This window comes from Pseudomonas bharatica CSV86, assembly GCF_000319305.2.
Taxonomy (GTDB): domain Bacteria; phylum Pseudomonadota; class Gammaproteobacteria; order Pseudomonadales; family Pseudomonadaceae; genus Aquipseudomonas; species Aquipseudomonas bharatica.
In genome coordinates this window covers 1,332,737-1,344,535 of record NZ_AMWJ02000002.1, presented here as the reverse complement: position 1 = coordinate 1,344,535, position 11,799 = coordinate 1,332,737, and the positions used below count along the sequence as shown (strand labels likewise).

Below are 11,799 nucleotides of genomic sequence, written 5' to 3'. Positions count from 1 at the left end.
AAGCCGGGAAGTATAACGGAGGCGGGGGGTTGAGGCGATAAGCAGGGAAGACAACACAAAACCTTGTGGGAGCTGGCTTGCCAGCGATGAGGCCGGCAAGGGCAATGATGTTGTCAGGCCTGGCCAAATCGCTGGCAAGCCAGCTCCCACAGGGTTTTGTGCAGGCCTTCAGGCTGGAGCAATTTAGGAAGACTGGTTGAGCAGGCGTTCCAGGCGTGCGTCCAGGCGGCGCTTGATCTCGTTCTCGATGTGCGGGGCGAAATCGTCGATCACGTCCTGCATGATCAATTGCGCGGCGGCACGAAGTTCGGCGTCCAGGTGCAGCAGGGTGTCCTGGCGGCGGGTCTGCGGATCGACTTCTTCCGCCGGGGCCGCGGCGGGCGCCGGTCTGTCCGGTTCTTCGGCAGGTTCCAGCAGCAAAGGAATCTGCTCTTCGACGGTCTCGGTCAGCAGCGGCGGCTGCAGGGTTTCATCGCCCAGCAGCTGGCGAATCGATTCCAGGTCGTCGAGCAAATGAGCGGATTGAGGCAGGGGCGGGCGTTTGTCCATCGTCGTCAGAATCGCTGTAAGCGGTGATCTTGCAGAGCATAGCCCTGTTCACGGTAGAAGCGGAAACTCTCTCGGGTGGCCTGGCGGATCGCCGGATCCTCCACCACGATCTCGGCGATACGGGCGAAGCGGCCGGCGAACGGTGGCACCTTCAGGTCGAGATTGACCAGCAGGTCCTGGTGTTCGCCGGCATTCTCGCCGATGCCCAGCGCCACCGCAGCCGCCGCATCTTCTTCGGCATGGCTGTGGGGCACGAACGCCTCGCCCTTGAAGGCCCAGAGGCGGGCATCCAGTTCATCGCGCTGTGTCGCATCGGAGCAGTGCAGATAGACCCGATGTCCCAGGCGCCAGGCCTTTTCGCACAGCTTGCAGGCGAAGTCCAGGCGCGCGGAGGGGGAGGGGCTGGGCAGGATGTAGAAGTCGACTTTGCTCATCGGGCAGTCGCCGGCCGGTCGCGCGAACGGCCGGCCTCCGGATCAGGCATTGGCACGGTCGAGCAGGTATTGGGTCAGCAGCGGAACCGGGCGGCCAGTGGCGCCCTTGTCCTTGCCGCCGCTGATCCAGGCGGTGCCGGCGATGTCCAGGTGTGCCCAGTCGTAGGCCTTGGCGAAGCGCGAAAGGAAACAGCCGGCGGTGATGGTGCCGGCCTTCGGCCCGCCGATGTTGGCGATGTCGGCGAACGGGCTGTCCAGTTGTTCCTGGTATTCATCGAACAGCGGCAATTGCCAGGCGCGGTCGTCGGCGCGCTTGCCGGCGTCGAGCAGTTGTTCGACCAGCGCCTCGCTGTTGCCCATCAGGCCCGAAGTATGGCTGCCGAGGGCGACGATGCAGGCGCCGGTCAGGGTGGCGATGTCGATCACCGCCTGCGGCTTGAAGCGCTCGGCGTAGGTCAGGGTGTCGCACAGCACCAGGCGGCCTTCGGCGTCGGTGTTGAGGATCTCCACGGTCTGCCCGCTCATGGTGGTGACGATGTCGCCCGGACGGGTCGCGCCGCCGCTCGGCATGTTTTCGGCGCACGCCAGCAGGCATACCAGGTTGATCGGCAACTGCAGTTCGAGCACGGCGCGCAGGGTGCCGAAGACGCTGGCGGCACCGCACATGTCGAATTTCATCTCGTCCATCCCGGCGCCCGGCTTCAGGCTGATGCCGCCGGTGTCGAAGGTGATGCCCTTGCCCACCAGCACGAACGGCTTGTCGCTCTTCTTCGCGCCTTGGTAGTTCATCACGATCAGGCGTGGCGGCTGGTCGCTGCCCTGGCCGACGGCGTAGAAGGCGCCCATGCCGAGGTCCTTGATCTTCTTCTCGTCGAGGACTTCGACCTTGAGGCCCTTGAACGCCTTGCCGAGGTTCTTCGCTTCTTCGGCGAGGAAGGTCGGGTGGCACAGGTTCGGCGGCAGGTTGCCGAGGTCGCGGGTGAAGTGCATGCCGCTGGTGATGGCCACGGCGTGCTTGACTGCGCGCTCGGTGTCGGCCAGCCCGGCCTTGTCGGCCAGCAGGGTGACTTTCTTCAGGGCGCGGGGTTCGGCTTTCTGGCTTTTGAAACGATCGAAGACGTATTCGCCGTCGAGCAGGGTTTCGGCCAGCAGGCGGATCTTGCCGTAGTGGGCATCGCGGCCGGCCACGGCGACGTCGTCCAGGGCCAGTACCGCGTCGGCGCCGTTCAGGCCCTTGAGGGCACCGAGGATGGCATTGGCGATCTTGCGCCAGCTGCGGTCGCCCAGGCTTTCGTCCTTGCCGGTGCCGACCAGCAGCACGCGTTCGGCCTTCAGCCCGGCGATGCCTTGCAGCAGCAGGGTCTGGCCGACCTTGCCGGCGATATCGCCACGCTTGAGCACGGCGCTCAGGGCGCCCTTGGCGGCGTCATCGACGGCCTTGGCGCTGGCGCCCAATTTGCGGCCTTCGCCGACGGGCAGGACCAGGGTGGCGGTTTTCAAGGATGCTGCGGCTACACTTTTTACAACCAATTCCATGTCAGGGTCCCCGAATGAACTGTCAGCGCGCTGCCTGTCGTACAAACCACAGCGAGCGCTCGAAGTGACCTGGCCAGCGTGAGGGGCCAGACGCAAAGCCGCCAGTTTGAGCCCGGTGCGGCGCCGATGACAACCCCGTTTTCAAGCATTGCACGGAGCGAAGTGACAGGCAGGGGCAATCACAGGATAATGCGCCCACTTCGAAGTCCGGGTGCATTGACGCACCGGCAACTATCTTGTTGGTTGCAACGTTTTCCTTGTTTGGCTGTCCGAGCCTGACAACCCAGGAGTGGCTGGTTTGATCGTCTTCCGTTATCTGTCCCGCGAGGTCCTGGTGACCTTGAGTGCCGTCAGCGCCGTGCTGCTGGTCATCATCATGAGCGGGCGCTTCATCAAGTACCTGGCCCAGGCCGCACAGGGCATGCTCGATCCGGGCGTGCTGTTCCTCATCATGGGCTATCGCCTGCCGGGCTTCCTGCAGTTGATCCTGCCGCTGGGCCTGTTCCTCGGCATCCTGCTGGCCTACGGGCGCCTGTATCTGGAAAGCGAAATGACCGTGCTTTCGGCCACCGGCATGAGCCAGCAACGCCTGCTGTGCATGACCCTGGCACCGGCCGCGCTGGTGGCGCTGCTCGTCGCCTGGCTGAGCCTGAGCCTGGCGCCGCAGGGCGTCGCGCGCGTTGCGCAGATCATCAACCAGCAGGATGCCCTGACCGAGTTCGACACCCTGGTGCCGGGCCGTTTCCAGACCTTGCGTGATGGCACCCGGGTGACCTACACCGAACAACTCTCGGACGACCGCGCCAACTTGGCCGGCGTGTTCATTTCCGAGAAGCGTTTCTCCAGCGACAAAAGCAAGGACCGCGGCATCAGCGTGCTGGTCGCCGAGAAAGGGCGCCAGGAAGTCCAGGCCGACGGCAATCGTTACCTGATCCTGGAAAACGGCTATCGCTACGACGGCAATCCGGGCCAGGCCGACTACCGGGCGATCAAGTACGACACCTATGGCGTACTGCTGCCCAAGCCGGAAGTCAGCCAGGACATCACCGAACGCGAGGCGATCCCCACCTCCGAACTGTTCAAGAGCGATGCCCCGCGCGAGCGCGCAGAGCTGGAGTGGCGCCTGTCGCTGCCCCTGCTGGTGTTCATCGTGACCCTTATGGCGGTGCCGCTGTCGCGGGTCAATCCGCGTCAGGGCCGTTTCCTCAAGCTGCTGCCGGCGATTCTCCTGTATATGGCCTACCTGACCGTCCTGATTGCCGCCCGCGGCGCCCTGGAGAAGGGCAAGATCCCGCTTTCCGTGGGCCTGTGGCCGGTGCACCTGCTGTTCCTGCTGATCGGTCTCGGCCTGATGTACTGGGAGCCGCTGCGCCTGAAGATGCGTGCCCGTGCTGCGGAGGTGCCTCATGCGCAAGCTTGACGGCTACATCGGCAGCAGCGTGTTCCTGGCGATTCTCGCCGTGCTCGGGATCATCCTGGCCCTCGCCTCGCTGTTCGCCTTCATCGACGAGATGGGCGATATCAGCGACACCTATACCCTCTGGAACGCGGGCCAGTTCGTCCTGCTGACCGCGCCGCGGCGTCTCTACGACATGCTGCCGATGGCCGGTCTGATCGGGTGCCTGATCGGCCTCGGCAGCCTGGCCAGCAACAGCGAGCTGACTGTCATGCGTGCTGCCGGTGTGTCCGTCGGTCGCATCGTCTGGGCGGTGATGAAGCCGATGCTGGTCTTGATGCTGGCCGGTGTCCTGATCGGCGAGTACGTCGCTCCGGTCACCGAGAACAAGGCCCAGGCCGACCGTTCCCTGGCCCAGGGTGGCGGCGAGGCGCAAACCTCCAAGCGTGGCCTGTGGCACCGCCAGGGCGAGGAGTTCGTGCATATCAACACGGTGCAGCCCAACGGCCTGATGCTCGGTGTGACCCGCTATCGCTTCGATACCGAGCGGCACATGCAGTCGTCGAGCTTTGCCCGGCGTGCCCAGTACCAGCAGGACCACTGGCTGCTCACCGATGTCACCACCACCCTGTTCCGCGGTGATCACACCGAAATCGTGAAAGCCCCGGAAGAGCGCTGGGACGTGGCCTTGACCCCGCAACTGCTGAATACCGTGGTGATGGCCCCGGAGTCGCTGTCGATCACCGGCTTGTGGGATTACATCCACTACCTGTCCGACCAGGGCCTGAACAACGACCGCTACTGGCTGGCGTTCTGGACCAAGGTCCTGCAACCGCTGGTAACCGCCGCGCTGGTGCTGATGGCGATCTCCTTCATCTTCGGCCCGTTGCGTTCGGTGACCCTTGGCCAGCGCGTGTTCACCGGTGTGCTGGTGGGCTTCGTGTTCCGCATCGCCCAGGACCTGCTCGGGCCGTCCAGCCAGGTGTTCGGTTTCCCGCCGTTGTTGGCGGTGCTGCTGCCGGCGGTGATCTGCGCGCTGGCGGGGGTGTGGTTGTTGCGTAGGGCGGGTTGATCCGCTTCCTGTAGATGTGAAAAAGCCGACCGATTGAGGTCGGCTTTTTCATTTCTGTTGTCTGTGCTGGCCTCATCGCTGGCAAGCCAGCTCCCACAGTGATCGTGTGCACCGCCGGACCTGTGGGAGCTGGCTCGCCAGCGATGAGGCCAGTGAGAACAACATCATTTCTTGCGCTTGGGAACCCGCACCAACTGCGTTTCCGAGTAGATGTCATGCCAGCTACGTTTCTGCTTGTCGAACAGCGCCCAGAAGAAACCCAGGCCAACGCATAGCCAGGAAGCGATCGACACGATGAAGCGCAGCAGTGCCTGCCACAGGCTGATGGCGCTGCCGTCGGCGTTCTGTACGCGCACACCCCATACCTGCATGCCGAGGGTCTGGCCGCCATGGGTCCAGAACTTGGCGAAGAAGCCGAACAGGACGAACAGCAACACCGTGGACAGCAGGGGATCGCCATCCAGGGCGCCGGCTTCGGTCATGGCGCGCATGCGCGTTTCGCCGATGATCGACATCTGGATCATCTTGTAGACCAGCGTGGTCACCATCAGCAAGGCAGTGCAGAGCAGGAAGTCGTAGAACATCGCCGCGAAACGACGGCCAAGTCCGGCAGCCGGAAAATCGCCCTGCGGCTGGAGCAAGGGTTTGGACATGCAATGAGGCTCCTGGCGCAAAAGCCTGCATTCTACGGAATTGCGCGCAAAAAAAAGCCCCTGTCGAAGACAGGGGCTTTCGGGGCGTGCGAAAACTCAGTTTTCAGCGATCACTTCGTCAGCCTGCATGCCTTTCTGGCCTTGCACAGCGACGAAGGTCACTTTCTGGCCTTCTTTCAGGCTCTTGAAGCCGCTGCCCTGAATGGCGCGGAAGTGTACGAACAGATCCGGACCGCTCTCAGGAGTGATGAAACCGAAACCCTTCTCGTCGTTAAACCACTTGACGGTACCGCTCTGACGTTCAGCCATGTCTTATTCCCTTTGAAACTTTGAATTGTGATTACAGTTTCCTTCATCGATTTGCAATGAAAGAACACTGGGCTGGGTTGCAGGAAAGTAAGAGACGTCGAACGGTTTGTAGCGAATCTCAGCCTACTGTTCCAGGTCACTAACCGAGCGACCCACGCAAACACAGTGCACCGACTCTACGCTAACTTCCCCGGGAAAAACAAGCCCTGGAGAGTCGCGGTTCAAGGCTTTTTTAAACGCTTGGCGACGGCTTTTTATGCACTCTTTCAGGGCCTTGCCGAGGCTCATGTTCGAAAGTTTGCCGGTGCGTTCGAAATCGAATAATACGAACGCACCATGACACTTTTTGTCCTGGGCTCAGCCTCGGTAATAACGCTGTGCCACGAACGGCATCCTGCTCACTTTCATCGGCACCCGCTTGCCGCGCACGATGGCCCAGACCTGGCTGTCCAGGGCCGAGCGGGCGCTGTCCAGATAGCCCATCGCGACCGGTGCGCCCAGGGTCGGGCCGAAGCCGCCGCTGCACACCTGGCCGATCACTTCGCCCGCTTCGTCGACGATCTCGGCACCTTCGCGCACCGGCGTGCGCTCCTGTGGCAGCAGGCCGACACGCTTGCGTGCCACGCCTTCCTGCTCCTGGGCGAAGACCCGCGCCGCTCCCGGGAAGCCGCCGGCCCTTGTACCGTCGGCGCGACGGGCTTTGGAAACGGCCCAGAGCAGGCTGGCCTCGACCGGGGTGGTCGTGCTGTTCATGTCATGGCCATACAGGCACAGGCCGGCCTCCAGGCGCAGGGAGTCGCGGGCACCGAGGCCGATGGCGGCGACTTCCGGTTCGTCCAGCAGGCGGCGGGCCAGCGTCTCGGCCTGGTCTGCCGGGACGGAAATTTCGTAACCATCCTCACCGGTGTAGCCCGAGCGACTGACGTAGCAGTCCTCGCCCAGCAGTTGCACCGGTGCGAACTGCATGAAGGTCATCTTCGCCACCTGCGGCGCCAGGCGCTCCAGCACCTTGACCGCCGCCGGGCCTTGCAGGGCGAGAAGGGCGCGTTCCTCGAACAGCGGCTCGATCTCGCACTGGTCGCCGATGTGCTGGCGCAGATGGGCCAGGTCCTGGTCCTTGCAGGCGGCGTTGACCACCAGGAACAGCTCGCCATCACCGAGGTTGGCAACCATCAGGTCGTCGAGGATGCCACCCTGCTGGTTGGTGAACATGGCGTAGCGCTGCATGCCTACGGGCAGGTCGATAATGTCCACTGGCACCAGGCTTTCCAGTGCCTTGGCCGCATTGGCGCCACGCAGGCGGATCTGGCCCATGTGCGAAACATCGAACAGGCCGGCCTGCTCGCGGGTGTGCAGGTGTTCCTTCATCACCCCCAGCGGGTACTGCACCGGCATGTCGTAGCCGGCGAACGGCACCATGCGCGCGCCCAGTTCCAGGTGCAGGGCATGCAGCGGGGTTTTCAGCAGTGGTTCGGTGGACATTTAGAACTCCTGGGTTGCAAAGGGATGTCAGCATTCGATGATGTTGACGGCCAGACCGCCGCGGGCGGTCTCCTTGTATTTGCTTTTCATATCCGCGCCGGTCTGGCGCATGGTGCGGATGACCTTGTCGAGGGAGACGAAATGCTGCCCGTCGCCGCGCAAGGCCATGCGCACCGCATTGATGGCCTTCACCGAGCCCATGGCATTGCGCTCGATGCAGGGCACCTGGACCAGGCCGCCGATGGGGTCGCAGGTCAGGCCCAGGTTGTGTTCCATGCCGATTTCCGCAGCGTTCTCCACCTGCTGCACGCTGCCGCCCATGACCTCGCACAAGGCACCTGCGGCCATCGAACAGGCCACGCCGACTTCGCCCTGGCAGCCGACTTCGGCACCGGAGATCGAAGCGTTCTCCTTATAGAGGATGCCGATGGCGGCGGCGGTGAGCAGGAAGCGCACAACGCCGTCTTCGTTGGCGCCGGGAATAAAGCGCATGTAGTAATGCAGGACCGCCGGAACGATCCCGGCGGCGCCATTGGTCGGGGCGGTGACCACCCGTCCGCCGAAGGCGTTTTCCTCGTTCACCGCCAGGGCGTACAGGTTGACCCAGTCGAGCACCGACAGGGCATCGCGCAGGCTGGCTTCCGGGCTGGCGCAGAGCTGGCGGTACAGCGCCGCGGCACGGCGGCGAACTTTCAGGCCGCCGGGCAAGATGCCTTCGTTGCGGCAGCCGGCACTGACGCAATCCTGCATCACCTGCCAGATCTTCAGCAGACCGGCGCGGGTTTCGCTTTCCGGGCGCCAGGCGGCTTCGTTGGCGAGCATCACCTGGCTGATCGACAGGTGCTGCGCGGTGCAATGGGCCAGCAGTTCCTTGGCGGTCTTGAACGGGTAAGGCAGCGGGGTCTTGTCCTCGACGATGCGGTTGGCTCCGGCGGCATCCTCGTCGACCACGAAACCACCGCCCACCGAGTAGTACTCGCGGCTGCGAATCTGCAGGCCGGCGCTGTCGAAGGCACGGAAGATCATGCCGTTGGGATGGTAGTCCAGCGGCTTGCGGATCATCGCCAGGTGCTGTTTTTCCTGGAAATCGATGCTGTGCTCGCCGAGCAGGTCGAGACGGCCGCTGTCGCGGATCGCCTGCAGGCGGGCGGGAATGCTGTCGGTATCGACGCTGTCGGGGTGCTCGCCTTCCAGCCCGAGGAGCACGGCCTTGTCGCTGCCGTGGCCCTTGCCGGTGGCGCCGAGCGAACCATACAGCTCGACCTTGACGCTGTGGGTGGCGGCCAGCAGGCCATCACGCCGCAGCCCTTCGGCGAAGCGTGCGGCAGCGCGCATCGGGCCGACGGTATGGGAACTGGAGGGGCCGATGCCAATCTTGAACAGGTCGAAGACGCTTAATGACATGGCAGGTTCCTCTAGGGAGTGATTAAGGGCCCTATCGCTGGCAAGCCAGCTCCCACAGGGATCGCATGTGGGAGCTGGCTTGCCAGCGATGAGGCCCTCAAGCGAACTCAGACCTCTTGGTAGCTCTCGATCGACGGGCAAGCGCACACCAGGTTGCGATCACCGAACACGTTGTCGACCCGACCCACCGGTGGCCAATACTTGCCTTCCACCAGCGACGGCAGCGGGTACACCGCCTGCTCGCGGCTGTAACCGTGAGGCCATTCGCCCGCCAGCTCCGCCGCGGTGTGCGGAGCGTTCTTCAGCGGGTTGTCGTCCTTGTCCAGGCTGCCGTTCTCCACCGCACGAATTTCTTCGCGGATGCGGATCATCGCCTCGCAGAAGCGATCCAGTTCTTCCTTGGACTCGCTTTCGGTCGGCTCGATCATCAGGGTGCCGGCGACCGGGAAGGACATGGTCGGGGCGTGGAAGCCGAAGTCGATCAGGCGCTTGGCCACGTCGTCGACGCTGATGCCGCTGCTGTCCTTGAGCGGGCGCAGGTCGAGGATGCACTCATGCGCGACCAGGCCGTTGCTGCCGGTGTACAGCACAGGATAGTGCTCTTCCAGGCGACGGGCGATGTAGTTGGCGTTGAGGATCGCCATCTGCGAGGCACGCTTGAGGCCCGCGCCACCCATCATGCGAATGTACATCCAGGTGATCGGCAGGATACTGGCGCTGCCGAAAGGCGCTGCGCAGACCGCGCCCTGCTTGTTTTCCATCTGCGCATGGCCCGGCAGGAACGGCGCCAGGTGCGACTTGACGCCGATCGGGCCAACGCCCGGGCCGCCACCGCCGTGAGGGATGCAGAAGGTCTTGTGCAGGTTCAGGTGCGAAACGTCGCCGCCGAACTTGCCTGGTGCGCAGAGGCCGACCATGGCGTTCATGTTGGCGCCGTCGATGTACACCTGGCCGCCGTTGTCGTGGATGATCGCGCAGATCTCGCCGATGGCTTCCTCGAACACGCCGTGGGTCGACGGGTAGGTGATCATCAGCGCGGCAAGGTGCTCGCGGTGCTCGATGGCCTTGGCCCGCAGGTCGTCGATATCCACGTTGCCGCGGGCGTCACAGGCGGTCACCACCACGCGCATGCCGGCCATATGGGCGGTGGCCGGGTTGGTGCCGTGGGCCGAGGACGGGATCAGGCAGATGTCGCGACGGTCGTCGCCACGGCTCTGGTGATAGGCACGGATCGCCAGCAGGCCGGCATATTCGCCCTGGGAGCCGGCGTTCGGCTGCAGCGACACGGCGTCGTAGCCGGTGGCGGCGCAGAGCATGGCTTCCAGTTCGGAAGTCAGTTGCTGGTAACCCTGGCTTTGTTCGGCAGGGGCGAAGGGATGCAGGCTGCCGAATTCGGCCCAGGTCACCGGGATCATCTCGCTGGCGGCGTTGAGCTTCATGGTGCAGGAGCCCAGCGGAATCATGGTGCGGTCCAGCGCCAGGTCCTTGTCGGCCAGGCGGCGCAGGTAGCGCATCAGCTCGGTTTCGCTGTGGTAGCGGTTGAACACCGGATGCTCGAGGATCGCCGATTGGCGCAGCAGGGCCTGCGGCAATTGCCCGGCGGTGCCGGCGGCCAGGGTGGCGAAGTCCGGGGCGGCCTTGCCTTGGGCGAACAGCGCCCACAGGGCTTCGACATCGGCCTGGGTGCTGGTTTCGTCGAGGGACACACCCACGCGTTCGCCATCGATCTGGCGCAGGTTGAAGCCGGCAGCGCGGGCTTGTGCGTGCAGTTCGGCGGTAGCGGCACCGGTAGCCAGGGTCAGGGTGTCGAAGAAGGCGCTGGTTTCGACGGTCACGCCCAGGCCGTTGAGGCCGGCAGCGAGGATCGCGGTCAATTGGTGGGTGCGTGCGGCAATCTGCTTCAGGCCCTGCGGGCCGTGGTAGACGGCGTACATGCTGGCGATGTTGGCCAGCAGCACCTGGGCGGTGCAGATGTTGCTGGTGGCCTTCTCGCGGCGGATGTGCTGCTCGCGGGTCTGCATGGCCAGGCGCAGTGCGGTCTTGCCGAAGCGGTCGATGGACACGCCGACCAGGCGACCCGGCATGTCGCGCTTGAACGCGTCGCGGGTGGAGAAGTAGGCGGCGTGAGGGCCGCCGAAGCCCAGCGGTACACCGAAGCGCTGGGCGCTGCCGATGGCCACGTCGGCGCCGAACTCGCCCGGCGGGGTCAGCAGGGTCAGGGCCAGCAGGTCGGCGGCGACCGCGACCAGGGCGTTGGCGGCGTGGAAGCGCTCGACCAGCTCGCGGTAGTCGAAGACGTCACCGTTGCTCGCCGGGTATTGCAGTACGGCGCCGAAGAAGCGGCTGACGTCGCTCAGTTCGCGCTCGTCGCCGACTACCACTTCGATGCCCAGCGGCTCAGCACGGGTACGCAGCACGTCGAGGGTCTGCGGGTGGCAATGCACCGAGGCGAAGAAGGCGTGGCTGCCCTTGTTCTTGCTCAGGCGCTTGCAGAAGGTCATGGCTTCGGCGACGGCGGTGGCTTCGTCGAGCAGCGAGGCGTTGGCGATCGGCAGGCCGGTGAGGTCGCTGATCAGGGTCTGGAAGTTCAGCAGGGCTTCCAGGCGGCCCTGTGAAATCTCCGGCTGGTACGGGGTGTAGGCGGTGTACCAGGCCGGATTTTCCAGAAGGTTGCGCAGGATCGGCGCCGGTGTATGGCAGTTGTAATAGCCCTGGCCGATCACGCTCTTGACCAATTGGTTCTTGCCGGCGATGGCTTTCAGGGCGGCGAGGGCGTCGGCTTCGCTTTGGCCTTCGCCCATCTCCAGCACGCTGGTGCCCTTGATGCTGTCGGGGATGACCGCGGCGCTCATGGCTTCCAGCGAGTCGAAGCCGAGGGTAGCGAGCATGGCCTGCTCATCGGCCTGGCGCGGGCCGATATGGCGGGCGAGGAATTCGTTGGCGGTGCCGAGATTGATGGTCATG

General features: G+C 64.4%; 10 protein-coding genes. 2 read left to right on the top strand and 8 right to left on the bottom strand.

The window, feature by feature from the left end; translation table 11 throughout:
- Positions 1 to 183 precede the first annotated feature (183 nt).
- Genes CSV86_RS20000 through CSV86_RS19990 form a run of 3 tightly spaced genes read right to left on the bottom strand, consistent with a single transcriptional unit; the run spans position 184 to position 2,519 of the window.
- Positions 184 to 549, bottom strand: a complete 366-nt coding sequence (locus CSV86_RS20000; RefSeq protein ID WP_009398261.1) for a hypothetical protein — start codon at positions 547 to 549, stop codon at positions 184 to 186.
- Between the two features lie 5 nt (positions 550 to 554).
- Positions 555 to 983, bottom strand: a complete 429-nt coding sequence (locus tag CSV86_RS19995) for a DNA polymerase III subunit chi (protein WP_009398262.1) — start codon at positions 981 to 983, stop codon at positions 555 to 557.
- 42 nt (positions 984 to 1,025) lie between these two features.
- Positions 1,026 to 2,519, bottom strand: a complete 1,494-nt coding sequence (locus CSV86_RS19990; protein WP_009398263.1) for a leucyl aminopeptidase — start codon at positions 2,517 to 2,519, stop codon at positions 1,026 to 1,028.
- A gap of 298 nt (positions 2,520 to 2,817) precedes the next feature.
- Here CSV86_RS19990 and lptF point away from each other — a divergent pair, with 298 nt between their 5' ends.
- Positions 2,818 to 3,939 (top strand): LPS export ABC transporter permease LptF, encoded by a 1,122-nt coding sequence (gene lptF / locus CSV86_RS19985; RefSeq protein WP_009398264.1) that lies wholly within the window; start codon positions 2,818 to 2,820, stop codon positions 3,937 to 3,939.
- Entirely contained in the window at positions 3,926 to 4,987 is a 1,062-nt protein-coding gene (gene lptG, locus CSV86_RS19980) for an LPS export ABC transporter permease LptG (RefSeq protein WP_009398265.1), read from the top strand. The genes lptF and lptG overlap by 14 nt, the downstream gene beginning before the upstream one ends.
- 164 nt (positions 4,988 to 5,151) lie before the next feature.
- Here lptG and CSV86_RS19975 read toward each other — a convergent pair whose 3' ends face one another.
- From CSV86_RS19975 to gcvP, 5 genes are all read right to left on the bottom strand, one after another.
- Positions 5,152 to 5,640: an RDD family protein gene (locus tag CSV86_RS19975; RefSeq protein ID WP_009398266.1), complete on the bottom strand. Its 489-nt coding sequence runs from the start codon at positions 5,638 to 5,640 to the stop codon at positions 5,152 to 5,154.
- A 96-nt stretch (positions 5,641 to 5,736) separates the two neighbouring features.
- Complete coding sequence (locus CSV86_RS19970) at positions 5,737 to 5,949, bottom strand: cold-shock protein (RefSeq protein ID WP_009398268.1); 213 nt, start codon at positions 5,947 to 5,949, stop codon at positions 5,737 to 5,739.
- A gap of 357 nt (positions 5,950 to 6,306) precedes the next feature.
- Positions 6,307 to 7,431: a glycine cleavage system aminomethyltransferase GcvT gene (gene gcvT / locus CSV86_RS19965; protein WP_009398269.1), complete on the bottom strand. Its 1,125-nt coding sequence runs from the start codon at positions 7,429 to 7,431 to the stop codon at positions 6,307 to 6,309.
- A gap of 27 nt (positions 7,432 to 7,458) precedes the next feature.
- Positions 7,459 to 8,835 carry an L-serine ammonia-lyase gene (locus tag CSV86_RS19960; RefSeq protein WP_009398270.1) on the bottom strand — a complete coding sequence of 459 codons (1,377 nt, stop codon included), beginning with the start codon at positions 8,833 to 8,835 and terminating at the stop codon, positions 7,459 to 7,461.
- Positions 8,836 to 8,942: 107 nt separating this feature from the next.
- Positions 8,943 to 11,798 (bottom strand): aminomethyl-transferring glycine dehydrogenase, encoded by a 2,856-nt coding sequence (gcvP, locus tag CSV86_RS19955; protein ID WP_009398271.1) that lies wholly within the window; start codon positions 11,796 to 11,798, stop codon positions 8,943 to 8,945.
- Between the last annotated feature and the right edge of the window lies 1 nt (position 11,799).